Origin of the sequence: Paraburkholderia sp., from assembly GCF_047605525.1 — a bacterium.
Lineage (GTDB): Bacteria > Pseudomonadota > Gammaproteobacteria > Burkholderiales > Burkholderiaceae > Paraburkholderia.
Window position 1 is genome coordinate 224,914 of sequence record NZ_JASGFN010000010.1, and the last position, 25,854, is coordinate 250,767.

General features: G+C 64.1%; 25 protein-coding genes. 4 read left to right on the forward strand and 21 right to left on the reverse strand.

Annotated features, from left to right (window positions below; all coding sequences use genetic code 11):
- The first annotated feature begins 117 nt into the window (after window positions 1-117).
- Window positions 118-1,095 (forward strand): DMT family transporter, encoded by a 978-nt coding sequence (locus tag QM685_RS16665; RefSeq protein ID WP_415117470.1) that lies wholly within the window; start codon window positions 118-120, stop codon window positions 1,093-1,095.
- A gap of 138 nt (window positions 1,096-1,233) precedes the next feature.
- Here QM685_RS16665 and QM685_RS16670 read toward each other — a convergent pair whose 3' ends face one another.
- Together QM685_RS16670 and QM685_RS16675 are read right to left on the reverse strand one after the other, a co-directional pair.
- Entirely contained in the window at window positions 1,234-1,566 is a 333-nt protein-coding gene (locus QM685_RS16670) for an RnfH family protein (RefSeq protein WP_415117471.1), read from the reverse strand.
- The gene (locus QM685_RS16675; protein ID WP_415117472.1) at window positions 1,563-2,000 is read right to left on the reverse strand and encodes a type II toxin-antitoxin system RatA family toxin; all 438 of its coding nucleotides are present in this window, start codon (window positions 1,998-2,000) and stop codon (window positions 1,563-1,565) included. The genes QM685_RS16670 and QM685_RS16675 overlap by 4 nt, the downstream gene beginning before the upstream one ends.
- 100 nt (window positions 2,001-2,100) lie before the next feature.
- Between QM685_RS16675 and smpB the strand changes: the two genes are divergently transcribed.
- Window positions 2,101-2,547 (forward strand): SsrA-binding protein SmpB, encoded by a 447-nt coding sequence (smpB, locus tag QM685_RS16680; protein WP_415117473.1) that lies wholly within the window; start codon window positions 2,101-2,103, stop codon window positions 2,545-2,547.
- A 95-nt stretch (window positions 2,548-2,642) separates the two neighbouring features.
- Here the strand turns inward: smpB and QM685_RS16685 are convergent, their stop codons facing one another.
- The 3 genes from QM685_RS16685 to ppsA form a co-directional block, all read right to left on the reverse strand.
- Window positions 2,643-3,590 carry an SPFH domain-containing protein gene (locus QM685_RS16685; RefSeq protein WP_415117474.1) on the reverse strand — a complete coding sequence of 316 codons (948 nt, stop codon included), beginning with the start codon at window positions 3,588-3,590 and terminating at the stop codon, window positions 2,643-2,645.
- 158 nt (window positions 3,591-3,748) lie between these two features.
- Window positions 3,749-4,204, reverse strand: coding sequence for an NfeD family protein (locus tag QM685_RS16690; protein ID WP_415117475.1), 456 nt, complete (start codon window positions 4,202-4,204; stop codon window positions 3,749-3,751).
- Between the two features lie 96 nt (window positions 4,205-4,300).
- The gene (gene ppsA / locus QM685_RS16695) at window positions 4,301-6,703 is read right to left on the reverse strand and encodes a phosphoenolpyruvate synthase (RefSeq protein ID WP_415117476.1); all 2,403 of its coding nucleotides are present in this window, start codon (window positions 6,701-6,703) and stop codon (window positions 4,301-4,303) included.
- 568 nt (window positions 6,704-7,271) lie between these two features.
- Between ppsA and QM685_RS16700 the strand changes: the two genes are divergently transcribed.
- Window positions 7,272-8,087, forward strand: coding sequence for a pyruvate, water dikinase regulatory protein (locus QM685_RS16700; protein ID WP_415117477.1), 816 nt, complete (start codon window positions 7,272-7,274; stop codon window positions 8,085-8,087).
- 53 nt (window positions 8,088-8,140) lie between these two features.
- Here QM685_RS16700 and QM685_RS16705 read toward each other — a convergent pair whose 3' ends face one another.
- From QM685_RS16705 to rpsB, 16 genes are all read right to left on the reverse strand, one after another.
- Window positions 8,141-8,926, reverse strand: coding sequence for a TrmH family RNA methyltransferase (locus QM685_RS16705; RefSeq protein ID WP_415117478.1), 786 nt, complete (start codon window positions 8,924-8,926; stop codon window positions 8,141-8,143).
- A 111-nt stretch (window positions 8,927-9,037) separates the two neighbouring features.
- Window positions 9,038-9,784 (reverse strand): ribonuclease HII, encoded by a 747-nt coding sequence (rnhB, locus tag QM685_RS16710; protein WP_415117479.1) that lies wholly within the window; start codon window positions 9,782-9,784, stop codon window positions 9,038-9,040.
- Window positions 9,781-10,950: a lipid-A-disaccharide synthase gene (lpxB, locus tag QM685_RS16715; RefSeq protein WP_415117480.1), complete on the reverse strand. Its 1,170-nt coding sequence runs from the start codon at window positions 10,948-10,950 to the stop codon at window positions 9,781-9,783. The genes rnhB and lpxB overlap by 4 nt, the downstream gene beginning before the upstream one ends.
- 3 nt (window positions 10,951-10,953) lie before the next feature.
- Window positions 10,954-11,742 carry an acyl-ACP--UDP-N-acetylglucosamine O-acyltransferase gene (lpxA, locus tag QM685_RS16720; protein WP_415117481.1) on the reverse strand — a complete coding sequence of 263 codons (789 nt, stop codon included), beginning with the start codon at window positions 11,740-11,742 and terminating at the stop codon, window positions 10,954-10,956.
- Between the two features lie 93 nt (window positions 11,743-11,835).
- The gene (gene fabZ, locus QM685_RS16725) at window positions 11,836-12,300 is read right to left on the reverse strand and encodes a 3-hydroxyacyl-ACP dehydratase FabZ (protein ID WP_415117482.1); all 465 of its coding nucleotides are present in this window, start codon (window positions 12,298-12,300) and stop codon (window positions 11,836-11,838) included.
- A gap of 186 nt (window positions 12,301-12,486) precedes the next feature.
- The gene (gene lpxD / locus QM685_RS16730) at window positions 12,487-13,587 is read right to left on the reverse strand and encodes a UDP-3-O-(3-hydroxymyristoyl)glucosamine N-acyltransferase (RefSeq protein WP_415117483.1); all 1,101 of its coding nucleotides are present in this window, start codon (window positions 13,585-13,587) and stop codon (window positions 12,487-12,489) included.
- Window positions 13,588-13,772: 185 nt separating this feature from the next.
- Entirely contained in the window at window positions 13,773-14,294 is a 522-nt protein-coding gene (locus tag QM685_RS16735) for an OmpH family outer membrane protein (protein ID WP_205193092.1), read from the reverse strand.
- Window positions 14,295-14,370: 76 nt separating this feature from the next.
- The gene (gene bamA, locus QM685_RS16740) at window positions 14,371-16,692 is read right to left on the reverse strand and encodes an outer membrane protein assembly factor BamA (RefSeq protein ID WP_415117484.1); all 2,322 of its coding nucleotides are present in this window, start codon (window positions 16,690-16,692) and stop codon (window positions 14,371-14,373) included.
- 67 nt (window positions 16,693-16,759) lie between these two features.
- Entirely contained in the window at window positions 16,760-18,154 is a 1,395-nt protein-coding gene (rseP, locus tag QM685_RS16745; RefSeq protein WP_415117485.1) for an RIP metalloprotease RseP, read from the reverse strand.
- A 7-nt stretch (window positions 18,155-18,161) separates the two neighbouring features.
- The gene (locus QM685_RS16750) at window positions 18,162-19,367 is read right to left on the reverse strand and encodes a 1-deoxy-D-xylulose-5-phosphate reductoisomerase (protein ID WP_415117486.1); all 1,206 of its coding nucleotides are present in this window, start codon (window positions 19,365-19,367) and stop codon (window positions 18,162-18,164) included.
- Window positions 19,368-19,377: 10 nt separating this feature from the next.
- Complete coding sequence (locus QM685_RS16755; protein ID WP_415117487.1) at window positions 19,378-20,199, reverse strand: phosphatidate cytidylyltransferase; 822 nt, start codon at window positions 20,197-20,199, stop codon at window positions 19,378-19,380.
- Window positions 20,193-20,975: a polyprenyl diphosphate synthase gene (gene uppS / locus QM685_RS16760; RefSeq protein ID WP_415117488.1), complete on the reverse strand. Its 783-nt coding sequence runs from the start codon at window positions 20,973-20,975 to the stop codon at window positions 20,193-20,195. Before uppS ends, QM685_RS16755 begins: the two co-directional genes overlap by 7 nt.
- 62 nt (window positions 20,976-21,037) lie before the next feature.
- Complete coding sequence (gene frr / locus QM685_RS16765) at window positions 21,038-21,598, reverse strand: ribosome recycling factor (protein ID WP_415117489.1); 561 nt, start codon at window positions 21,596-21,598, stop codon at window positions 21,038-21,040.
- A gap of 98 nt (window positions 21,599-21,696) precedes the next feature.
- A complete protein-coding gene (pyrH, locus tag QM685_RS16770) occupies window positions 21,697-22,410 on the reverse strand; it encodes a UMP kinase (RefSeq protein WP_415117490.1) in 714 nt (237 codons plus the stop codon).
- A gap of 221 nt (window positions 22,411-22,631) precedes the next feature.
- The gene (gene tsf / locus QM685_RS16775) at window positions 22,632-23,513 is read right to left on the reverse strand and encodes a translation elongation factor Ts (RefSeq protein ID WP_415117513.1); all 882 of its coding nucleotides are present in this window, start codon (window positions 23,511-23,513) and stop codon (window positions 22,632-22,634) included.
- 218 nt (window positions 23,514-23,731) lie between these two features.
- Window positions 23,732-24,484: a 30S ribosomal protein S2 gene (gene rpsB / locus QM685_RS16780; protein ID WP_415117491.1), complete on the reverse strand. Its 753-nt coding sequence runs from the start codon at window positions 24,482-24,484 to the stop codon at window positions 23,732-23,734.
- Between the two features lie 536 nt (window positions 24,485-25,020).
- Here rpsB and map point away from each other — a divergent pair.
- Window positions 25,021-25,830, forward strand: coding sequence for a type I methionyl aminopeptidase (gene map, locus QM685_RS16785; RefSeq protein WP_415117492.1), 810 nt, complete (start codon window positions 25,021-25,023; stop codon window positions 25,828-25,830).
- The last annotated feature ends 24 nt before the right edge of the window (window positions 25,831-25,854 follow it).

Sequence of the window (25,854 nt, forward strand, 5' to 3'; positions counted from 1 at the left end):
CGCCCAGGCGAGTCGAAAAACCGCCGAAACCGTCCGAATGCAGGATCGAACAAGACGCGCCGCCCGCAAAACCGCTATTCTGCCGGCCATTCCAGTTTTTTCCAGCAGGGGCAGTCGATGCAGCGCGGTGTGGCATATGGGGTAATGGCCGGGGCTTTGTGGGGCATGGTTTTTCTGGTACCGCGCGTGCTGCCCGACTTCTCGCCGCTGCTGCTGAGCGCCGGCCGCTACTCGATGTACGGCGTCGTGTCGCTGGCCGCGGCGCTGCCGACGGCGCGCTCCCTTCTCGAGCGCCTCACCCGCGAGGATCTGATCGCGCTCGTGAAGCTCGCGCTCGCCGGCAACATCGTCTACTACCTGCTGCTGACGGCCGCGGTCCATCTGATCGGGATCGCGCCCGCGTCACTGATCGTCGGCGTGCTGCCGGTCACCGTCACGCTGGTCGGCCGGCGCGATCACGGCGCGGTGCCGCTCGCGCGCCTCGCGTGGCCGCTCGCGATCGTGATGGCGGGCATCGTCTGCATCAATATCGACGTGTTTACCGTGGCCGGCGCAACGCCGGTCAGCGTTGCGCCGCGGCTTCTCGGCGTCGCCTGCGCAGTTGGCGCGCTCGGCTGCTGGACCTGGTTCGCGGTCGAAAACGCCCGCTATCTGCAGCGCCAGACACATTTCAGCGGCAACGAGTGGTCAGTGCTGTGGGGCGTCGTGACCGGCGCGCTCGGCGGGGCGCTGTGGCTCGTGATCGCGGTGCTGCCGTCCGGCGGTCCCCAGGGCGAGCTGGCCGGCGCGCGCTGGCACACGTTCTGGCTGCTGAACCTGGTGCTCGCGATCGGCGCGTCGTGGCTGGGCAACGGCCTGTGGAACGCCGCGTCGAAACGGCTGCCGCTGACGCTGTCCGGCCAGATGATCGTGTTCGAGACGCTGTTCGCGCTGCTTTATGCGTTCATTTACGACCAGCGCCTGCCCCGCCCGCTGGAGCTCGCGGCGATCCTGTTGCTGGTGGCGGGGGTGTGCTGGTCGGTGCGCCAGCATTCGGACGATGATTCGTCGGGCGCCGCGCGTATCGACGATGAGGCGCAGATGTCGGCGCCGTGATATGACCTGCGCGCAGGCGGTACACGGCGAGCCGGCGGCGCACCGGCTCGCTGGCGCGGCGCTTCGAAACGTTCGGCAACGATCTCCAGCTGGTCGCAATAGCCCGTTCGGGAAACCGGCGGCCTCCAGGCGGCCTGCCTACCGCGAATCCCTGTTCAACCAGCGACGCCCCTCGACCGACCCCGCCTTGCGCGTTTTCTCGACGCGGCGCTGACGTGACATTTTCGGATCCACGAGCAACGGCCGGTAAATCTCGACGCGATCATGGTCGGCGAGCACCGTATCGAGCGGCTTGAGCCTGCCGAACACGCCCACCTTCTGCGTGCCCAGATCGATCGACGGAAAGCGCTGGAGGATTCCGCTCGCGTCGATCGCCTGCTGCAGCGTCGCGCCCGCGGGTATCTCGACCGGAATCAGCGTCTGCGCATCGGGCAACGCATAGCAGACTTCAACCGACAGACGCTCGCTCATGGCTGGCCATAGCGCTGGTTGGCGCGCTTCACGAAGGATTCGACGAACGTATTGGCGATGTGACTGAACACCGGCCCGATGATCTTCTCGAGCAGGATATTGGTGAATTCGTAGTGCAGCGCGAACTCGATCTTGCACGCATCGGCGCGCAGCGGCGTGAAACGCCAGAAACCGGTGAACTTGCGAAACGGGCCGTCCGCGAATTCCATGTCGATGCGCGTGGGCCGCTCCATCGTGTTGCGCGTGGCGAAATGCTGCTTGATGCCCTTGAAGTTGATATCGATCTTCGCCTCCATGCCGGTTTCGTCCTGGCGGCGGATTTCGACTCCTCCGCACCAGGGCAGAAAGTTGGGATAATCGGCGACGTCCGTGACGAGGTCGAACATCTGTTCCGCCGAATGACGGATCAACACGGTTTTCTGGACATCTGCCATAAATTGGACAGCACGTGGCAAGGGTGGATGAGCGCCGCGGGCTTTCCTTGCCCCGCTTTGCTAAAATCGTGATTTTAAACGAGTTGGGCACTTTCCATTCATGAGCATCATCGACAACAGAAAAGCCTTCTTCGACTACTCGGTCGAGGAGCGCTACGAAGCCGGACTCGTGCTCGAAGGATGGGAGGTCAAGGCATTGCGCGCGGGGCGCGGCCAGATCAAGGAAGGCTACGTGGTGATCCGCAACGGTGAGCTGTTCCTGATCGGCACGCACATCAGCCCGCTGCCCGAGGCGTCGACCCACATCAAGCCCGACCCGGTGCGCACGCGCAAGCTGCTGTTGCATAGCGAGGAAATCAGCAAGCTGATCGGCAAGGTCGAGCAGCGCGGCTATACACTCGTGCCGCTGAACTTTCACTACAAGAACGGCCGCGTCAAATGCGAGATCGGCCTCGCGAAAGGCAAGAAGCTGCACGACAAACGCGAGACCGAAAAGAAGCGTGATTGGGAGCGCGAGAAAGCCCGCCTGATGCGTTCGCCGACCTGAGCTTCGCAGCCTCCTCTTTCAGCAGCGCTCCATGAAAATGGCCCGCACGATGTGCGGGCCATTATTTTTTGTGCGACTCGTTAGCGCACGTCGTCTCAACGCGCGTCGCTTCGCGTCGCCTCGCCGCCCGCCTTGCCTTTGTTCACGATCGTCAGCGCCGACGCGATCATCGAACTCATGTTCGACATATCGCCCGGCACGATCAGCGTGGTGCCCTGCTTCGCGAGATTCGAGAACGCATTCACATACTGCTCGGCCACCTTCAGGTTGACCGCGTCCATCCCGCCATTCGACTGGATCGCCGCCGCGATCTTCTGGATCGCCTGCGCGTTGGCCTCGGCCACGGCCAGAATCGCCGCCGCCTGGCCCTGCGCCTGGTTGATCGCCGCCTGGCGCTCGCCCTCGGACTTCTGGATCGCCGCCTCGCGGCCGCCCGACGCGATATTGATCTGTTCCTGCTTGCGCCCTTCCGACGCCGCGATCAGCGCGCGCTTCTCCCGCTCGGCGGTGATCTGCGCCTGCATCGCGTGCAGGATCTCCTTCGGTGGCGTCAAGTCCTTGATCTCGTAGCGCAGCACCTTCACGCCCCAGTTCGCGGCCGCTTCGTCGAGCGCCGACACGATGCTGTGGTTGATGAAATCGCGCTCTTCGAAGGTCCGGTCGAGTTCGAGCTTGCCGATCACCGAGCGCAGCGTGGTCTGCGACAGTTGCGTGATCGCGAATACGAAGTTGCTCGATCCGTACGACGCCTTCATCGGGTCGGTGACCTGGAAATACAGCACGCCGTCGACCTGCAACTGCGTGTTGTCGCGCGTGATACAGACCTGGCTGGGCACCTCGAGCGGAATTTCCTTCAGCACGTGCTTGTACGCGATCCGGTCGACGAACGGAAACGCGAAGCTCAAACCCGGCGTCAGCGTGGCGTGATAACGGCCGAGGCGCTCGAGCACCCACGCGTGCTGCTGCGGGACGATCTTGATGGTCTGCGACGCGAGCACGATCACGACGATCAGCAGTACCGCCCCGACGATGGTTGAATCCATATGACTACCCTCCGGTCCGTGATTCGAATAGTTGTGCGCAGATTCACGCGGTCTGCCCTTTTTGGCAGCTCAGGCCTCAGGCCCTTGAGCTCAGGCTTGCGAGCCCTGGCCCGTGAACGGATATCGATGAGCCTGGGTGGCGAACCCCGTGCTCATATTCAGGCCGTCGTAGCATTAGCCTTCGGGTGCCGGCTCGCCACGACGACGAGGCAACTGCCGCGCAATTCCCTGATCTCGTAGACCAGCGCGTCTTCGGGCTCGCCCGTGGCCAGCTCGACGTCCCACGCCGCGCCGCGATAGGCGACGCGCGCCTTGCGCCCCTGCCACGCCGGCACGTTCAGCGTCTGGCCGATGTCCATATTGACGTCCGGGTTGCGCGACGCCTGTTCACGCTTGCGACGTCCAAAGCGCGAGCGCCGCAGCACCACGACCGCGGCCAGCGCGACCACGGCGGCAATCGCGAACTGCACGTCGGCGCCGGCGCCGGCAATATGCGCCAGCGCGGCCGCGACGAAGCCGAGCGCGACCATCAACAGATAGAAGGTGCCGCTCATCAGCTCCAGCACGACAAGCACACCCGCCCCGATCCACCAGAACAGTCCACCAGGCGCCACGTCGACCTCCACAAAGCAAAACACCCCGGATCTACCGGGGTGTTTATAGCACGAAGCGAGCGTGCATTTAATGGGCGATGCGGCAAGCGTCGCCCGTTACTGCTTCGACTTCGCCAGTTGCTGCCACGTGTCGATGATCGTGTCGGGGTTCAGCGAGATCGACGCGATGCCTTCATCGGTCAGCCATTGCGCGAAATCCGGATGATCGGACGGGCCCTGCCCGCAGATGCCGACGTACTTGTTCAGGCGCAGGCACGTTTCGATCGCGCGCTTCAACATGAACTTGACCGCCGGATCGCGCTCGTCGAAGTCGACGGCGAGCAGTTCCATGCCCGAGTCGCGGTCGAGGCCGAGCGTGAGCTGCGTGAGATCGTTCGAGCCGATCGAGAAACCGTCGAAGTGTTGCAGGAACTCTTCGGCCAGAATCGCATTCGACGGCACTTCGCACATCATGATCAGGCGCAGGCCCTTCTCGCCGCGCTTCAGGCCGAACTTGCCGAGCAGGTCGACCACGCGCTCCGCCTGCTTCAGCGTACGCACGAACGGCACCATGATCTCGACGTTGTCGAGGCCCATCTCTTCACGCACCTTCTTCAGCGCGACGCATTCCATCTGGAACGCCTCGGCGAAGTCTTCCGCGATATAGCGCGACGCGCCGCGGAAGCCGAGCATCGGGTTTTCCTCGTCCGGCTCGTAGCGCGAACCGCCGATCAGCTTCTTGTACTCGTTCGACTTGAAGTCCGACATCCGCACGATCACGGGCTTCGGATAGAACGCCGCGGCGATCGTCGCGATGCCTTCGGTCAACTTGTCGACGTAGAACGCGCGCGGCGACGCATGACCGCGCGCGACGCTTTCGACCGCCTTCTTCAGGTCCTGGTCGACGTTCGGATACTCGAGAATCGCCTTCGGGTGAACGCCGATGTTGTTGTTGATGATGAACTCGAGACGCGCGAGGCCGACGCCCGCGTTCGGCAACTGCGAAAAGTCGAAAGCCAGTTGCGGATTGCCGACGTTCATCATGATCTTCACCGGAATCGGCGGCAGTTCGCCGCGCTGCACTTCGGTGATCTCGGTTTCGAGCAGGCCGTCGTAGATCTTGCCTTCGTCGCCTTCCGCGCACGACACGGTGACGAGCGCGCCGTCCTTCAGCACGTCGGTCGCATCGCCGCAGCCGACCACCGCCGGCACGCCCAGCTCACGCGCGATGATCGCCGCGTGGCAGGTGCGGCCGCCGCGGTTCGTGACGATCGCCGACGCACGCTTCATCACCGGCTCCCAGTTCGGGTCGGTCATGTCGGCGACCAGCACGTCGCCCGGCTGCACGCGGTCCATTTCCGACGGATCGTGGATCACGCGCACCGGACCCGCGCCGATCTTCTGACCGATCGCGCGGCCGGTGGCCAGCACGTTCGACTGACCCTTCAGCTTGAAGCGCTGCTCCGCCTTGCCCGTACCCTGGCTCTTCACGGTTTCCGGACGCGCCTGCAGGATGAAGATCTTGCCGTCGCGGCCGTCCTTGCCCCACTCGATGTCCATCGGGCGCTGGTAGTGCTTTTCGATGATGACCGCGTACTTCGCGAGTTCGATCACGTCTTCGTCGGTGATCGAGAAGCGGTTGCGCTGCTCGTGCGGCACGTCGACGGTCTTCACGCGGCCCGGCTCGCCCGGTTTCGTGAATTCCATCTTGATCAGCTTCGAGCCGATCGAGCGGCGGATGATCGGGTACTTGTCCTGCGCGAGCGTCGTCTTGAAGACGTAGAACTCGTCCGGATTCACCGCGCCTTGCACGACGGTTTCGCCGAGACCGTAGCTCGACGTGATGAACACGGCGTCCTTGAAGCCCGATTCGGTATCGAGCGTGAACATCACGCCCGCGGCACCGACGTCCGAGCGCACCATGCGCTGCACGCCCGCCGACAACGCGACTTCAGCGTGCGTGAAACCCTTGTGGACGCGATAGGAGATCGCGCGGTCGTTGTACAGCGACGCGAACACGTGCTTCATGCGATCGAGCACGTCGTCGATGCCGACCACGTTCAGATAGCTTTCCTGCTGACCGGCGAACGATGCATCGGGCAGGTCTTCCGCGGTCGCGGACGAGCGCACCGCAAACGACAGCTCTTCGGGCGAGCTATTTTGCAGCGTGTCGAACCCCGCGCGGATGTCAGCCTCGAGCCGCGGCTGCAGCGGCGCGTCGACGATCCATTGACGGATCTCCCTGCCCGCTTCGGCGAGCGCCTTCACGTCGTCGACGTCGAGCGTTTCGAGGCGTTTGGCGATGCGTTCGGTCAGATTGTTGTGATGCAGGAAGTCGCGGAAAGCGAGCGCCGTGGTGGCGAAACCGGTCGGCACCCGCACGCCGGCTTCGGCGAGCTGGCTGATCATCTCGCCCAGCGACGCGTTCTTGCCGCCGACAATCTCCACATCGGTCATCCGCAACTGCTCGAACGGAACTACATACGCCTTGTCCTTTGCGACGGTAACTGCGTTAGTCATACAAGCCCCTAAGTGTGAAAGAAATTCACGGCTGTGCAAGTGGGCTTGAACACGGGCAGCCCATTGGAAGCTCGACCCCGTGTCTTGCACAACCTGTTAGATAAGCAATCGCCATGGCGGCCAGGCACGCGCCACAGGGGCGCGGCGGCTGGACGGATGACCAAAAATACGATTGACCGGCTTTGCCGCCCGATTGCCCGCGTTCACCGCACATTAACGGCTGATAACGCGGCGTTGAACGACCGTTCGCGGCAAGTTAGACGTCAATCGTCTGCAATTGCTTATCCAACAGGTTGCCGCTATTCTACCGTGCCGACTCCTGAAATGTGGCAGTCGGACGAGAATTGCGCCTCGAATCGCGCCCGGACCCAGCCAGCGGGCTTTTGCGAGGCGCGGCCGCTTTCCGGGTGCGATCGTGGCGTCCACGGCGCGCTGCGTCGACACCGCCGTCTCCGGCCAGTCACCGGAGCGCGGGCCTGCCGCAGCGCTGTTTGATTCGAGCGTCGGCGTGCGTTTCCGTTACGCATCGTGCCGCTCACGTTCACCGCCTCACTTCACTGCCCCACTGATGCCGCCCACCGTATTCATCGTCTCCGACGGTACCGGAATTACCGCCGAAACCTTCGCGCACTCGATCCTCTCCCAGTTCGACCAGAAATTCCGCCTGGTTCGCGTGCCCTTCGTCGATTCGACCGAAAAAGCCTACGCGACGCTCGAAAAAATCAACGAGGCAGTCGCGCAGGACGGCCGTCGGCCGATCGTTTTCACGACGCTCGTCGATAGCGCATCGAACCAGATCGTCAAGGGCTCGAACGCGCTCGTGCTCGATATGTTCCAGACCTTCGTCGAGCCGCTCGAGCAGGAGCTCGAGCTGAAGTCGAGCCACGCGATGGGCCGTGGCCACCAGAACGCGGACACCGAGGAATACAAGAACCGGATCGAAGCGATCAATTTCTCGCTCGCGCACGACGACGGCCAATCGAACCGCAATCTCGAGGACGCCGACGTGATCCTCGTCGGCGTATCGCGCAGCGGCAAGACGCCGACGAGCCTCTACCTCGCGATGCAGTACGGCGTGAAGGCGGCAAACTATCCGCTGATTCCCGAAGACTTCGAGCGCGGCAAGCTGCCCACGCCACTGCTCGAGCATCGGCGCAAGATGTTCGGTCTGTCCATCGATCCGCAGCGCCTGTCGGAAATCCGCAACGAGCGGCGCCCGGGCAGCAAGTACGCGGCGCTGGAAAACTGCCGCTATGAGATCAACGAAGCCGAAGCGATGATGCGGCGTGAGGGGATCAAGTGGCTGTCGTCGACGCACAAATCGATCGAGGAGATCGCAACGACGATCCTGCAGGAAATCAAACTGGACCGGCCGTCTTATTAGGCGCCGGGTTAGGCGCCGAGTGCGGCGCCTGCCCGCGGCGCCACCCGCACCCGCTACTTTCGTCCGCGCTGCTGCCTGCACTGCTCGAACACGCAGACAGCCGCCGCGGCCGCCACATTCAGCGACTCCATGCCGCCTGGCTGCGGAATCGTCACGCGCAACGACACCGCGTCGCGCCAGACCTGCGACACCCCCGCCCCTTCGTTGCCGAACACCCACGCGAGCGGCCCGCTCAGATCGCAGTCGTAGATCGCCTCGGCGCCATGCGAATCGGTGATGACGACCGGTACCGCAAGGCGATCGATCAGCGCATTCGCGTCGACGTCTTCGTGAATCCGCAGCAGGAAATGCGCGCCCATGCCCGAGCGCAGCACTTTCGACGACCACGCGTACGCGGTACCCGGCGTGCAGAACACCTGCCCGATGCCCGCGGCGGCCGCGCTGCGCAGGATCGAACCGACGTTGCCCGCATCCTGCACGCCGTCGAGCACGAGGCAGTTTTGCGCAATGCGCTCGGGCAGCGGCGCGTCGAGTTTCTCGACGAGTAGCAGAATGCCGACGCCATGCACGACGTTCGACAACTGGCCGAACAACGCGTCCGGCAATGTCACGAGCCGATGCTCGTCGATGCGCGACACGATCGCCTGCGCTTCGTCGTGACGCAGCGCGCCGTCGGTGACGACACACAGCTCCGGCTGCCCGGCGACGTCGAGGTACGCGCTCGCGAGATGGAAGCCCTCGAGCAGCGCGTGGCCACTGCGGCGCTGTTGATGCGTCGAGCCGGCCAGTGCCTTGAGACGCTTGTAGAGCGGATTGTCCCGCGAGGTGATGGCTTTCACAGGCAGCGAAGGCAGTGAGAATGGAAAGGAATGAACGGTGCGTCGGATCGGAAGCGCGGGCCGTGCTTATGCCGTGCTTCTGCCCTGCTTATGCCGCGCTCACGCGGTCTTTCACGCGACGCCGGCTGCGCCGAACGCGTCGTCGTCGAGCAGCACCCCGGATACGACGACGGCCTCGGCCGCCGGCAGTGTCACGCCCGTGCCAAAACGCAGATGCGCTTCACGCACCGGCGCGAACGAACGCCGGTGATGCTCGCAAGGCCCATGCTCGCGCAGCGCGGCGAGATGCTGCGGCGTACCGTAACCGGAATGCGCGTCGAAGCCGTAAACCGGAAAGGACTGGTGCAATTCGAGCAGCATGCGGTCGCGCGTGACTTTCGCGAGAATCGACGCCGCCGAAATGCTCTTAACGAGCGCATCGCCGCCGATCACCGCTTCGCTGCGAACGGTGAGCATCGGGCAGCGGTTGCCGTCCACCTTCACGAGCGTCGGCACGACCGACAGCCCCTCCACCGCGCGCTTCATCGCGAGCATCGTCGCGTGCAGGATATTCAGCGAATCGATTTCCTCGACCGTCGCCGACGCGACGCAGTACGCGAGCGCACGATCGACGATCTTCTCGTACAGCTCCTCGCGCTTCTTCGCGGTGAGCACCTTCGAATCGTCGAGGCCGCGAATCATCGGTTTCGACGGGTCGAAAATCACCGCCGCGGCGACGACCGGGCCGGCCAGCGGCCCGCGGCCCGCTTCGTCGACGCCGCAGACGATGTCGTCCGCGCTCTCGAAGTTCAGGCCCGCCTGCGCCGTCACCTGAACGACGGCCGCGGTCTTGCGGCGAGGCGCGCGCGCCGCGGTCATGGCTGCCTCGCCCGCTTTTCGACGACGCTGGCCACGACTTCCGCCGCGCGCTGCGCGGTGTTCTGCTTCAGCACGTGATGCATCTCCGTGAAGATTTCCGTCAGCGTGCGCCGGTTCGCTTCGTCGCGCAACTGTTTCAGCGTCGCTTCGGCGAGCGCCTGAGGCGTCGCGAAATGCTGCAGGATCTCGGGCACCACGAAACGCCCCGCCAGAATATTCGGCAGGCCGACGTACGGCAGATAGCCCTGGCGGCGCATGATCTGGCCCGTCAGCCAGGGCACCTTGTACGAAATGACCATCGGCTTTTTCAGCAGTGCGGCCTCGAGCGTCACGGTACCGCTTTTCACGAGAATCGCATCGGCGGCGGTCATCGCGAGCTGCGACTGGCCGTCGGTGATGGTCAGCGCAAGCCCCGGATGCGCGTCGACGAGCGGTTGCAGCAGCGTGCGCAACGCCGGCGTGGCCGCCGGCATCACGAAGCGCAGACCGGGCTCCTGATGCTGCATCATCTCCATCGCGGCGAAAAAAGTCGGGCCGATCAGATCGATTTCCGAACGCCGGCTGCCCGGCAGCACCGCGATCACCGGACCGCCTTGCGCGAGACCGAGCGTGCGGCGCGCGCCCAACGTGTCAGGTTCGAGCGGAATCTGGTCGGCGAGCGGATGGCCCACGTACGACGCCGCGACGCCTGCCTTTTCGAGCAGCGCGGTTTCGAACGGGAACACACACAGCATGTGGTCGACCGCCTTCGCGATCTTCCTGATGCGCCCGCCGCGCCATGCCCAGATGGACGGACAGACGAAGTGAACGGTGGGAATGCCGGCGTCGCGCAGCGCGTGCTCGAGCCCGAAGTTGAAATCGGGCGCGTCGACGCCGACGAACACCGACGGCGGCTCGGCGAGCAGTTGGCGCTTCAGTTCGTTGCGGATGCCGAGGATTTCGGGGATGTGCCGCAGTGCCTCGACATAGCCGCGCACCGTGAGCTTTTCCATCGGCCAGTGAGCATCGAAGCCCGTGGCGATCATGCGCGGACCGCCGATGCCGTAGTACTGCGTGGCGGCCGGCAGGCGGCTGGCAAGGCCGTCGAGCAGCGACGCGGCGAGCAGGTCGCCGGACGGCTCGCCGGCCACCATCGCGACGCGCAGCGGACTGGGTTGCAGCGCCATCGGTTAGCGGATGATGCCGCGTTGCGATGCTTCGACGAATGCGAGCAGCGTCTGCACCGGGGCATCGCCGTCGCCGCCGGCCGCGCCGAGCTCCCGCAATTGCACCTTCGCCTCTTCGAGCGACAGACCGTTCTTGTACAGCACGCGATACGCCGTGCGCAGCACCGAGATCGCGTCCGCCGAGAAGCCGCGTCGGCGCAGACCCTCGACGTTGATGCCGTGCGGCTCGGCCTTGTTGCCGGCCGCGATGACGAACGGCGGAATGTCCTGCACGAGTGCCGACGCGCCGCCGAGCATCGCATGCGCGCCGATGCGCACGAACTGATGCACGCCCGACATGCCGCCGATGATCGCGTGGTCGCCGATCGTCACATGGCCGGCCATCTGCGCGTTGCTCGACAGGATCACGTTGTTGCCGACGTGGCAGTCGTGACCGATATGCACGTAGGCCATGATCCAGTTGTCGTCGCCGAGCGTGGTAACGCCCGCGTCCTGCACCGTGCCGGTGTGGATCGTCGTGAACTCGCGGATCGTGTTGCGGTTGCCGACCACGAGCCGGGTCGGCTCGTCCTTGTACTTCATGTCCTGCGGGCGGCCGCCGACCGATGCGTAGTGGCCGATGCGGTTGTCTTCGCCGATCGTGGTGTGGCCTTCGATCACGCTGTGCGAACCGACCGTGCTGCGCGCGCCGATCGTCACGTGTGCGCCGATAACGGCATATGGCCCGATTTCGACGGATTCGTCGAGTTGCGCGCCCGGTTCGATGATCGCAGTGGGATGAATCCTGCTCATGCGTCCTCGCTTCTGATTCTGTTGCGTTGTCTGGATGGACCTGTTACGGGCCGGCCGCGCGCGTGCCGCGCCCCCTGATCCCGAACGTGGGCTTCAGGCGTCTTTGTCCGTGTGACGCACCGCGCACATCAGATCGGCTTCCGCCGCAACGACGCCATCCACTTCGGCGCGCGCCTTGAACTTCCAGATGCCGCGCATGTGACGCTCGAACGTGCAATGCAGGATCAACTGATCGCCCGGCTCCACCACGCGCTTGAAACGCGCGTTGTCGATGCCGACGAACAGGTACAGCGTGTTCGACGGATCGCTCGGCTCTTCCGAGAACGTCAGCAGCGCCGCCGTTTGTGCGAGCGCTTCGAGAATCAGCACGCCAGGCATCACCGGCCGCGTCGGGAAATGTCCCTGGAAATACGGCTCGTTGATCGACACGTTCTTCAACGCTTTGATGCTCTTGTGCGGCTCGAGTTCGAGCACGCGGTCGACCAGCAGGATCGGATAACGATGCGGCAGCAGCGTGAGAATCTTATGAATGTCGAGATTGATTTTTTCGGTGCTCATGGTGTTTCTGCTCACGCATTGACTGCGCGGTGATGACTGCGGATGCTGGTGCAGGTGGGTTGAAAACGCGCGCGGCCGGCGCCCTCGGTGACCGGCGGCCGCGCCACCCGGCCACGGCAACCGGCTTTGCTTCGTGATGCTCGCCCGCTATTTTACGCGGCGTCGGCGGGGCCGCCGTGATATCTGTCAGATCTCGTCGCTCGCGGACGCGTCCGCCGCATTCGCCGCCGCGCCGCCCGCGGCGCTTTCGAGCGCCTTGATGCGATCGCGAAGCTTGTCGATATTGCGCAGCAGCGCCGCGCTTTTGTTCCAGTCCGCGTGGTTCACGGCCGGGAACGCGCTCGTGTACATGCCGGGCTTGAGCAGCGACTTCGAGACGCCCGACTTCGCGGTGACGATCACGTAATCGGCGAGCGTCACGTGCCCGGCAATGCCGACCGCGCCGCCGATCATGCAGTGACGGCCAATCGTCGTGCTGCCCGCGATGCCCGCGCAGCCGGCGATCACCGTATACGCGCCGATCTTGCAGTTATGGCCGATCTGCACGAGGTTGTCGATCTTCACGCACTCCTCGATGATCGTGTCGGCCATCGCGCCGCGATCGATCGTCGTGTTCGCGCCGATTTCGACGTCGTTCGCAATCGACACACCGCCGACCTGCGGAATCTTCACCCAACTGCCGGTGCGCGCTTCGCCCTCGCCGACGAAATCCGGTGCAAAGCCGAAACCGTCCGAGCCGATTACCGCGCCGGCGTGCACGATCACGCGCTCGCCGAGCTTGCAGTCGTGGTACACCGTGACGTTCGGATAAAGATGCGAGTTCGCGCCGACGCGCGAGCCGCGGCCGATCACCACATTGGCGTCGAGCCGCGCGTGCTCGCCGATCACCGCGCCGGCTTCGACCGTGACGCGCGGGCCGATCACCGCGCTCGCGGCGATCTGCGCGGACGGATCGATGATCGCGCCCGGATGCACGCCCGGCACGGGCTTCGGCGCGGCGAGATCGATGAAGGTTTGCGCGACGCGCGCAAAGTAAGCGTAGGGATTCGGTGTGACGATGAAGTTACGCGTGTCGCGCGAAGCGAGCTTCGAGAGGTCGTCGGCGCTGATCAGCACCGCGCCCGCACGGGTCGTTTCGACCTGCGACAGATACTTCGGATTGGCGAGGAACGCCAACTGGTCCGGGCCTGCCTGGTCGAGCGGCGCGAGACTGCTCACGCGCTGCGAACCATCTCCGACTACTTCACCGCCGAACCGCTGGACGATGTCCTCGAGCGTAAATGCCATGCCTATCCTGTCTCCTATGTCGACCCAAGTTAGCGCTTCAGCGCTTACTTGGGTCCCATGCAACGCTGTCGGCTGGAGTTAGCGCTTTAGCGCCTACTCCAATTCCATGCAGATGCTTGCCGCCGTTCAATCAGCTCCGTCGTTGCGCGCGCACGTCGACACCCGCCGCGGAGCCACGCGCGCGATCAGTTGCCCGACGCCGCCAGCGCCTTCAGCACCTGGTCGGTAATATCGATACGCGGGCTCACGTACACCGCTTCCTGCACGATCAGATCGTAGTGTTGCGTCTCGGCGATCTGCTTGATCACCTTGTTCGCGCGATCGAGCACCGCGGCCAGTTCCTCGTTGCGGCGCTGATTGAGGTCTTCCCGGAACTCCCGTTGCTTGCGCTGGAAGTCCGAGTCGAGTTGCGACAGATCACGCTGCTTCTGCGCGCGATCGGCCGCCGACATCGACGCGCCGTTCTTGTCGAGCGCGTCGGACATCGACTTGAGCTTCTGCGCCATGTCGGCGAGATCCTTGTCCCGCTTCGCGAATTCGGCCTCGAGCTTCAACTGCGCGGCCTTCGCCGCCGCCGATTCGCGCAGGATACGGTCGGAATTCACCGCGGCGATCCTCGCCTCCTGCGCATGCGCCACCCCGACCCCCAGGGTCATGGCCAGTGCCAATGCGCACGCTACACGTTTCGAAAACATACCGGTTAGCAAAGTCATCCTCTCGATACCGTAGTTTGGCCGGGGCTGCCGCCGGAGCCGCTCGCGGCCAGGACCGCCCGCCGCGCGATCAGAACGCCGTCCCGATCTGGAACTGGAACTTCTGATACTGGTCGCCTTCGTGCTTGACGAGCGGGAAGCCGAGGCTCAGCTTGAGCGGGCCGATCGGCGAGATCCACGCGAGACCCACACCGTAGCCGTAACGCAGGCCGTTAGAGCCGGTGCTCGCACACGCACTCGCCGTACAACTTGCCTGCCCCCAGACATTACCGCCATCAAGGAACGTGAAAACACGCAGCGTGCGGTCATAGCCTGTACCGGGCAACGGGAACGTGAGTTCGATATTGCCCACCAGCAGCTTCGAACCCCCGATCGGATCGTTCGTCTTGCCGTCGCGCGGACCGAGCGAACTCGGCTCGTAGCCCCGCACCGAACCGATACCGCCCGCGTAGTAGTTCTTGAAAATCGGATAAGGCCTGCCGCCGAGACCGTTACCGTAGCCGCCCTGGAAGTTGAAGCCCAGCACGAAGCCGCGCGCGAACGAGTAATAGTACTGCGCATTGATGTCGGCCTTGTAGTACTGCGTGCCGCCGACCGGCGTGCCGTATTCGGCGTTCGCCTGCGTGAAGTAGCCGCGGCTCGGCACTAGTGCGCTGTCGCGCGCGTCGCGCGACCAGCCTACCGTGAGCGGCACGTTGTTCGAGGTACGGCCGAACTCGTTCACGTAGTCGATATAGCTTTGCGGCGTGTTCGAATCGATGTCGAGCTGGTTCTGCTCGAAGCCCGCGCCGAAGTACACCGTGTCGACTTCGGAGAACGGAATGCCGAACTTCAGGTCGGCGCCGGCCGTGACGATCTTGAAGCTCGAATCCGTCGAGTAGTACAGCGGCTGGTACGTGCGGTAATACACGTCGGTAATACGCTTGATGCCGTCCACCGTGAAGTACGGGTCGACCTGCGTGACCGTCAGCGTGCGGTAAGTCTTCGCGGTATTGACGTTCACGGAGAGGCTCGTACCCGAACCGAACACGTTGTCCTGCGAGATACCCGCGGACAGCACCACCTTGTCCGTCGACGAGAAGCCCGCGCCGAGCGTAATCGCGCCGGTCGGCTTTTCCGCGACCTTCACGTCGATGTCGACCTGGTCGGGCGTGCCTTCCACCGGCACCGTGGTCACGTCGACGTCGGTGAAGTAGCCGAGACGGTTGATGCGATCCTTCGACAGCGCGAGGCGGTTCGAATCGAACCACGAGCTTTCGAGCTGACGCATTTCACGGCGCACCACTTCGTCGCGCGTACGCGTGTTGCCGACCACGTTGATGCGGCGCACATAGACGCGGCGGCTCGGGTCCACCTGCAACGTCAGGTCGACCGTATGGTTGTTCTGGTCGATCTGCGGCTGCGCATTGACGGTCGCGAACGCGTAACCATATTCGCCGAGCTTGTCGACGATCGCCTTCGTAGTGGCCTGCAGCTTTTCAGCCGAGAAACGGTCGCCGGGTTTGATCTTGATCAGCTTCTTGAGCTCAGCCTCGCGGTCGAGCAGATTGCCGGCGAGGCGGATGTTCGAGATCGTGTACGGCTGGCCTTCGTGCAGCGTGACCGTCAGGTACATGTCCTTCTTGTCCGGCGTGATCGACACCTGGGTCGATTCGATGCTGAACTCGAGGTAGCCGCGATTCAGGTAGTACGAGCGGATGTTCTCGAGGTCGCCGGTGAGCTTGTCTTTCGCGTACAGGTCGTTCTTCGTGTACCACGAGAACCAGTTCGGCGTGGACAACTGCATTTCGTCACGCAGCGTGCCGGTGCTGAATGCCTTGTTGCCGATGAAGTTGATCTGGCGGATCTTCGCGCTCGGACCTTCGGCCACCGAGAACAGCACCGCGACGCGATTGCGGTCGATCGGCGTGATCGTGGTGGTGACTTCGGCGGCGTAGTAGCCGCGCGTCAGATACTGGCGCTTCAGCTCCTGCTCGGCCTTGTCGACGAGCGCCTTGTCGTAGTAGCGCCCTTGCGACAATCCGACCGCGCGTAGCGCCTTGGTCAGGTTGTCCTTGTCGAACTCGTGAATGCCGGCGAAGTCGATCGTGCCGATCGCGGGGCGCTCCTGCACCTGCACGATGACGACGTTGCCTTCGGTCGCGATCTTGACGTCGTTGAAGAAGCCGGTGGCATACAACGCGCGGATCGCTTCGGATGCCTTGTCGTCGGAGAAGGTGTCGCCTTGCTTGATGGGCAGATACGCGAACACGGTACCGGGTTCGACGCGTTGCAATCCCTCAATGCGAATGTCTTGCACCACGAAGGGCGTTGTTGCGTGAGCAACCAGCCCATGCGCGGCGAACGCCGCGGCTATAACCGTCTTTGGACCAAAGCGATGAGGTTTGAACAACGTGCTTCCCCAGTGTGTATAGCTGCATCAGGCCGGACGGTCGCCCTCGTGAACGCCGCCGGACACTTTAAAAATGGATTAAACGAGCCAGATCGTTGAACAGCGCAATCGCCGACAACGCGACGATGCAGGCGAGACCCGCCCTCTGAAAAACGAGTTGCCAGCGATCGGAGACAACTTTACCGGTCACAGCTTCAACCAAATAATATAACAGATGGCCCCCGTCCAATACCGGAATCGGGAGGAGGTTCAGCACGCCGAGGCTAATACTGACAAGGGCCAGGAACGACAGAAACGCGGACGGACCGAGACGCGCGCTCTTGCCCGCGTAGTCGGCGATCGTCACCGGACCGGACAGATTGCGCAGCGACGCCTCGCCGACGATCATCCGGCCGAACATGCGCACCGAGTACACCGCGAGGTCCCACGTGCGGTGCGCGCCGAGCCGCAGGCTTTCGAGCGGTCCGTAGCGCACGTCGATCGACGGCACCTGGGTGGCCAGTTCGGCGCCGATGCGGCCGACCTGCTGCCCGCTCGCCGCATCGCGCTGCAGTTGCGGCACGATGCTGAGCTCTTCGAGCGCGCCCGCCGCATGACCGCCATGCCCGCCACGCTCGACCCGCAGCGTAACCGGCACGCCGGCGTGCGATTTTACATAAGCGATGAAGGCCGCGGCATTATCGGTCGGCATGCCGTTGATCGCGCGCAGCCGGTCGCCCGCGACGAGGCCCGCCTTCTGCGCGGCGCTGCCCGCCTGCACCCCGGCCACCGTGAGCGTGCCGCCGCCGGGCTCGAAGCCGAGATGCGACATGAAATCGTCGTCGACGTCTTTCTCGCCAAGTCCGCGCAGGTCCATCGGGAAATCGGACACGCCATGGCCGTCTTTCGCGGTCAGCACGATGTGCTGGTGATCGAACGCGGCGCTGAGCAGCTTCCAGCGCAGATCCGACCACGAGCGCACCGGCGCCGTCTCGTCGCTGCTGCCCGCGCGCACGCCGACGACCGTCTCGCCGCCCTCGAAGCCGGCCAGCGCGGCCGGCGTGCCCGGTGCGGGCGTCGCGATCACGGCCGCCGGTTCGGTCACGCCGGTCGCGAACACCAGCGCGAACAGCACGATCGCCAGCAGGAAGTTCGCGACCGGACCGGCCGCGACGATCGCGAAGCGCCGCCATACCGACTGCCGGTTGAACGCATGCGGTAAATCCGCGGCGGGAATCGCCGCGGCGCCGGTCTCGCGCTCGTCGAGCATCTTCACGTAGCCGCCGAGCGGCAACGCGGCAATCGTCCATTCGGTGCCCGTTTTCGGGCTCACCCAGTGCACGAGCGGCTTGCCGAAGCCGATCGAAAAGCGCAGCACCTTCACGCCGCACAAACGTGCGATGCTGTAGTGCCCGTACTCGTGGACCACCACGAGGACACCAATCGCAACCGCGAAAGCGAGCAGTTCGATCAGCAGATTCATAAACGCCTCACTGGACGGCACGTTCCGTGCGACGGGCGCCATCGGGCAGACGCGCGATGAACTCGGTAGCGGCGCGACGCGCGGCGGCGTCCGCTTCGATGACGTCGTCGAGCGCGTGCGCGCTGCGGTTCGGCAATGCGTTGAGCACCGAGTCGACCACCTCGGCAATCGCCATGAAGCCGATGCGGCGCGTGAGGAACGCTTCGACCGCGACTTCGTTCGCCGCATTCAGCGCCGCGCTCGCGACGCCGCCTTCGGCGAGCGCCTTCATCGCGAGCGCGAGACACGGGAAGCGCGCGTAGTCGGGTTTCTCGAACGACAGCGACGCGATCCCGGCGAGATCGAGCTGCGCGACGCCCGAATCGACGCGATCCGGGAATGCCAGCGCGTGCGCGATCGGCGTGCGCATGTCGGGGTTGCCGAGTTGCGCGAGCACCGAGCCGTCCGCATACGACACGAGCGAATGGATCACGCTCTGCGGATGGATCAGCACGTCGATGCGCTCGCCGGGCAGGCCGAACAGCCAGTGCGCCTCGATGACTTCGAGGCCCTTGTTCATCATCGTGGCCGAATCGACCGAAATCTTCCGGCCCATCACCCAGTTCGGATGCTTGCAGGCCTCATCCGGCGTCACGTCGACGAGCGTGGCCGGCTCGCGCGTGCGGAACGGACCGCCCGAAGCGGTCAGGATGATCTTGGAGACGCCGCCGTGCAGCGACGCTTCGCGCGGCAGGCACTGGAAAATCGCGTTGTGTTCGCTGTCGACCGGCAGCAGCACCGCGCCGTTGTCGCGCACCGCGTTCATGAAAATCGCGCCGGACATCACGAGCGCTTCCTTGTTGGCAAGCAGGATACGCTTGCCCGCGCGCGCGGCGGCAAGGCTCGGCGCGAGGCCGGCCGCGCCGACGATCGCCGCGGCCACGGTGTCGCAGCCATCGCTCTTCGCAACCTCGACGAGCGCTTGCGGTCCGTACGTGACTTCCGTCCTGCTGCCCGCCTCGCGCAGTTTCGCCGCGACGCGCGCGGCCGTGTCGACGTCGCCGACCACCGCCACTTCCGGCGCGAAGCGCAGGCATTGCTCGACGAGCTTGTCGCCGTTGCGATGCGCGGAGAGCGCGTAAACCGAGAAACGCTCGGGATGACGCGCGACGACGTCGAGCGTGCTGTCTCCAATCGAGCCCGTGGAACCGAGCAATGTCAGACGTTTTTGCATATCTCTTTCTCTAGCCGAGCAGCAGCATCGCGAGCGGCAGCACCGGCAGCAGTGCGTCGATGCGATCGAGCACGCCACCGTGCCCCGGCAACAGACCGCTCGAGTCCTTGACGCCGGCCTGGCGTTTCAGCATCGATTCGAACAGGTCGCCAACCACGCTGAAGCCCACCAGCAGGGTCAGCGCGAGCACGGTGCGCATCGCGCCCAGTTGCGCGAGCAGCGCCGAATACAGGGTCGGCTCGAACGCGTGCAAAAAGACCGCCGCTGCCGCGACGATCATCACCAGCAGCCAGCCGCCGATCGCGCCCTCCCAGGTTTTACCCGGACTGATGGCAGGCGCCAGCTTGTGTTTTCCGAACGCTTTTCCCGAGAAGTATGCGCCGATATCGGCGAGCCATACCAATAGCAGCAGCGACAGCACGAACGGCACGCCCTGCATGCGCGCGGCGACGAGAGCATGCCAGCACGCGATGAAACCGACGATGCCGGCAAGGAACAGGAAAGCGCGCCACACGCCCTGCGCGAGTATAGGCTTGCGCAGCAGCACGAACGGACCGACGATCACCCAGAAGATCGCGGCCGCCTGGAAGAATGGCCGGGCGTGCTCCGTGCCGACACCGATCCGCGTGCTGGTAACGAGCGCGAGCGCCGTGACGAGCGCGTACAGCACCGGACCCGCGCCGCCGACCTTGAGCAGGCGCGCCCACTCCCACGCGGCGAACACGACGACGAAAGCGATGAGCGCGCCGAACGCGCCGACCGGCGCGAACAGCGTGACGGGCAGGAACACTGCCAGCAGGATGATCGCCGTGATGACACGGGTCTTTAGCATGGAAGCGAATCGACGTTCTGCGATTGCGGCTCGAGTTGAGCACTGGTGCGGCCGAAGCGGCGCTCACGCTCGGCGTACGAAGCGATGGCATGACCGAGCGCGTCGGCGTCGAAATCCGGCCAGAACGTGTCGGTGAAATAGAACTCCGTGTAGGCGAGTTGCCACAGCAGGAAGTTGCTGACCCGGCGCTCGCCGCCGGTGCGGATGAACAGGTCCGGCTCCGGTGCGTAGGCCATCGACAGATGCTCGGCGAACGAATTCTCGTTGACCTCGACGGCCTTGCCCGTGAGCGCCGCCTGTTCGACGAGCTTGCGGGTGGCCTGCATGATGTCCCAGCGGCCGCCGTAATTCGCGGCGATGGTCAGCGTAAGACGGGTGTTGCGCGCGGTCTTGGTTTCCGCCCGCCTGATCAGATCGCGGATCTTCGCGTCGAAACGATCGAGATCGCCGACCACGCGCAAACGGATGCCGTTCGCGTGCAGCTTGCCGATCTCGCGCTCGAGCGCGGTGACGAAGAGGCGCATCAGGAACGACACCTCCTCGTTCGGACGACGCCAGTTCTCCGAGCTGAACGCGAACAGCGTCAGATATTCGACGCCTCGCCGCGCGCACGCCTCGACGGCCGCCCGCACCGCGTCGACGCCGCGTGTATGGCCCGCCACGCGCGGCAGACGCCGCTGGGTGGCCCAACGGCCGTTGCCATCCATGATGATCGCGATATGTCGCGGCACCGCGGCGACTTCAGGCACGCGCACGGTTGAGCTGGTATAGGTCATGGCCGTCGGGACAGTAATGCCAGTAAAGAAGTGAGAGTCTGAAAGTGCTGAGCCGAACAGCGTCAGACCGTCATGATCTCGGCTTCTTTCGTCGTGACCAGTTTGTCGATTTCAGCGACGAATTTGTCCGTCAGCTTCTGAACGTCGTCACCCGCGCGACGCTCGTCGTCTTCCGAAATCTCCTTCTCTTTCACGAGCTTCTTCAACTGTTCGTTGGCGTCGCGGCGCAGGTTGCGCACGGCCACCTTGGCCGTTTCGGCTTCGCTGCGCACGACCTTGGTCAGCTCGCGACGGCGCTCTTCGGTCAGCGCGGGCATCGGTACGCGGATCACGTCGCCATGCGTGGCCGGGTTCAGACCGAGGTCCGACTCGCGGATCGCCTTTTCGACGACCTGGACCATCTTCTTTTCCCACGGCTGCACGCCGATCGTGCGTGCGTCGATCAGCGTGAGGTTCGCGACCTGAGAAATCGGCACCGGCGAGCCGTAGTAATCGCACTGGATGTGATCGAGCAGACCCGTGTGGGCACGACCCGTGCGGATCTTCGACAGGTCGTTCTTGAACGCGTCGATCGAACGCTGCATCTTCTGCTCAGCGCCCTTCCTGATATCAGCCACAGACATTTTTAAACCTCCGAACCTTCAAAACGGTGCGAGCCGCCCGGCACGCGAGATGCGGCGGCCCGGGCTCGCGTCAAAGCCCACGTTATGCAAACGAGAGTTTACACGTGGACGAGGGTGCCCTCGTCCTCACCTTGCACGATGCGCTTGAGCGCACCCGGCTTGACGATCGAAAACACGCGGATCGGCAGCTTCTGGTCGCGGCACAGCGCGAATGCCGTCGCGTCCATCACCTGCAGATTGCGGCCGATCGCCTCGTCGAAGCTGATCGTGGCGTAGCGGGTCGCGCTCGAGTCCTTCTTCGGATCGGCCGAATAGACGCCGTCCACCTTGGTCGCCTTCAGCACCACTTCCGCGCCGATTTCCGAGCCACGCAAGGCCGCTGCCGTATCGGTCGTGAAGAACGGGTTGCCTGTGCCCGCCGCGAAAATCACGACCTTGCCTTCTTCGAGCTGGCGAATCGCACGGGGCCGGATATACGGCTCGACCACCTGATCCATGCGCAGCGCCGATTGCACGCGCGCCTCGATGCCGGCGTGACGCATCGCGTCCTGCAACGCCAGCGCGTTCATCATCGTGGCCAGCATGCCCATGTAGTCGGCCGTCGCGCGGTCCATCCCGGCCGCGCCGCCCGCCACGCCGCGGAAGATATTGCCGCCGCCGATCACCACGGCCAGTTGCGTTCCGAGACGGACCACTTCGGCCACGTCCGCCACCATTCGTTCGATCGTCGCGCGATTGATGCCGAAGGCATCATCGCCCATCAGAGCTTCACCGGAGAGTTTGAGCAGGACGCGTTTATAGGCAGTGGGCATAGGGGTATCCAGATCGCGCAGAACAGGGCAACAACAAGGGACTAATGTAGGGGTGAAATGCTGATTCGGGCAAGCGCCGCCAAATTTGACGAAACTTCGGGTTCACCCGCCGCGGCCGCGCGGCGGGGGTAATCCGTGCGCGGCCTTGCGGCGCCGCCGAGCGCGGCGAAGTGCTGCTTCGCCGCGGGTCCAACGGTACGGCAGTAAAGCTTAGGTAAGGCTTATTGTTGCTTTGCAGCAGCGACCTGAGCGGCCACTTCCGCGGCGAAGTCGTCCTGCTTTTTCTCGATGCCTTCGCCGACCACGAACAGTGCGAATTTCTGCACGCTCGAGCTCGCCGCCTTCAGCATCTGTTCGACCGTCTGCTTGTCGTTCTTCACGAACGTCTGGTTCAGCAGCGACACTTCCTTCAGGTACTTCTGCACGCTGCCGTCGACCATCTTCGCGACGATTTCAGCCGGCTTGCCCGATTCGGCGGCCTTCTGTTCAGCAATGCTGCGTTCCTTGGCGATCAGGTCGGCCGGCACATCGTCCGACGACAGCGAGACCGGCTTCATCGCGGCGATGTGCATCGCCACGTCCTTGCCGACCTGCTCCTGCGCGCCGGTGTACTCGACCAGCACGCCGATACGCGTGCCGTGCAGGTACGCCGCCAGCTTGTTCGCGGTGTCGAAACGCACGAAACGGCGGATCGACAGGTTTTCGCCGATCTTGCCGACCAGCGCGAGGCGGACTGCGTCGACCGTCGAACCGTCGAGCGGCAGTGCCGACAGCGCGGCGACGTCGGCCGGGTTTTGCGTCGCGACCAGTTCGGCGACCTTCTTCGAGAACGCGAGGAAGTCGTCGTTCTTCGAAACGAAGTCGGTTTCGCAGTTCAGTTCGACCAGCGAACCGGTGTTGCCGTTGATGAACGATGCGACCACGCCTTCAGCCGTCACGCGCGATGCCGCCTTGCTCGCCTTGTTGCCGAGCTTCACGCGCAGCAGTTCTTCGGCACGCGCCAGATCGCCGTCGGCTTCCGTCAGCGCCTTCTTGCATTCCATCATCGGCGCGTCGGTCTTTGCGCGCAGTTCTGCAACCATGCTTGCGGTAATTGCCGCCATCATTTGCTCCTTGGGTTCTGTCTGTCACACGCCGCCCGCATTTCGATACCGGCGGCAGGAATTCGTTTCAGCGTTTTCGCGTATTTTTTACGGACGACGCGCCGGGCGCCGCCGGAAGCACTCTGCCAGATGCCCGTTACAACGCCTGTTACAAACGTCGCGACTTAAAAAAAGGGGGCCTCCTGAAAGCCCCCTTTTATGCCGGACACTGGGCAGCCTTACGCTTCCGGGTTGACCTCGACGAACTCGTCGCCGTCGGCGCCACGCGCAGCCTGGACCACTTCGTTGACCGCATTCGCACGGCCTTCGAGGATCGCGTCGGCCACGCCGGCCGCGTACAGAGCGACGGCCTTGCTGGCGTCGTCGTTACCCGGGATCACGTAGTCCACACCTTCCGGCGAGTGGTTCGTATCGACCACGGCGATGACCGGAATGCCGAGCTTGTTCGCTTCGGTCACGGCAATCTTGTGGTAACCGACGTCAACCACGAAGATCGCGTCCGGAATGCCGCCCATGTCCTTCACGCCGCCGATCGACTTCTGCAGCTTGGCCATTTCGCGTTCGAACAGCAGCGCTTCCTTCTTGCTCATGCGCTCGGTTTCGCCCGCTTCCAGCGCTGCCTCCATGTCCTTCAGGCGCTTGATCGAAACCTTCAGCGTCTTGAAGTTGGTCAGCATGCCGCCGAGCCAGCGCGCGTTGACGAACGGCATACCGGCGCGCTGCGCTTCCTGGGCGATGGTGTCGCGCGACTGACGCTTCGTGCCGACGAACAGGATCGTGCCGCGGTTCGAAGCCAACTGACGCGCGTACTTCAGCGCGTCGTTGTACATCGGCAGCGTCTTTTCGAGGTTGATGATGTGAATCTTGTTGCGATGACCGAAAATGAACGGGGCCATCCGGGGGTTCCAGAAGCGCGTTTGGTGACCGAAGTGGACACCTGCTTCCAGCATTTGACGCATCGTAACTGCCATGAAAATCTCCGCGAGGGTTGGGTCTTAAACCGGCTGCCGCATCGGCCGCGCCCGCCTTTTCGTTTCGGCTGGAACGCGGCGACACCCTGGGTGCGCCGGCTTGCGAGTGGGTTGCCTGTACTACCGTTATTACGCTTGTTGCTCGTGACGCGGGCAAACCAGTCAGCGCCACGAGAAGTCTTTCCCGACCAGTTTCACAATGCAATGCAATAAAAACCGAACCTGGATCGACTTAGCCGAAGATTATAGCACGCGACTGCTGGCTCGCTCAAGCCGCGCGGGTAATGCCTATAAGCTTCACATGGGGTCGCCGGGGGCCGGCGTCGCGCCGGCGGCCGCACCCATGTGACGCAGGTCTGGAATCGCTCCCCCCTTTATTCAGCAGCCCGCCGCCGGCGGCGAAAGGACTCTCCGCAAAAGTATCCGCAAGAGCCGGCAACGTCCCCGCAAAAACGCTTGAATCCGTTCGTAAAAGCCTGCGGCACCAGAAATATGGTGCGATAATCTCGCAATAAATCGAATTTCAGGCCCGGCTCATGGCTATTACCCTCAAAAACGAACACGATATCGCACAGATGCGCGTCGCCTGCCGGCTCGCCAGCGAAGTGCTCGACTACATCACGCCGTTCGTCAAGGCCGGCGTCACGACCGGCGAACTCGACCGCCTGTGCCACGAATACATGCTCAAGGAACAGGGCACGATCCCGGCACCGCTCAATTACCAGCCGCCCGGCTACCCGCCCTATCCGAAAGCGACGTGCATTTCCGTCAACGACGTGATCTGCCACGGCATCCCCGGCGACAAGGCGCTAAAGAACGGCGACGCGCTGAACATCGACGTCACCGTCATCAAGGAAGGCTATTTCGGCGACACGAGCCGCATGTTCATCGTCGGCGAAGGGTCGATCATGGCGAAGCGCCTCGTGCAGGCCACCTTCGAATGCATGTGGCTCGGCATCGACCAGGTGCGCCCCGGCGCGCATCTCGGCGACATCGGCTATGCGATCCAGAAGCATGCCGAAGGCCTCGGCTACAGCGTGGTGCGCGAGTACTGCGGCCACGGCATCGGCACCGTGTTCCACGAAGATCCGCAGATCCTGCACTACGGCCGTCCCGGCACCGGGCTCGAACTGCAGACCGGCATGATCTTCACGATCGAGCCGATGATCAACGCCGGCCGCCGCGACATCCGCACGATGCCGGATCAGTGGACCGTCAAGACCCGGGACCGCAGCCTGTCGGCGCAGTGGGAGCACACGGTGCTCGTCACGGAGACCGGCTACGACGTGCTGACCGTGTCGGCCGGCACGCCCGCGCGTCCGCCCGTCGTCGCGGCCACCGCCTGAGCGGCTTCCGAGCTCATCACCCAC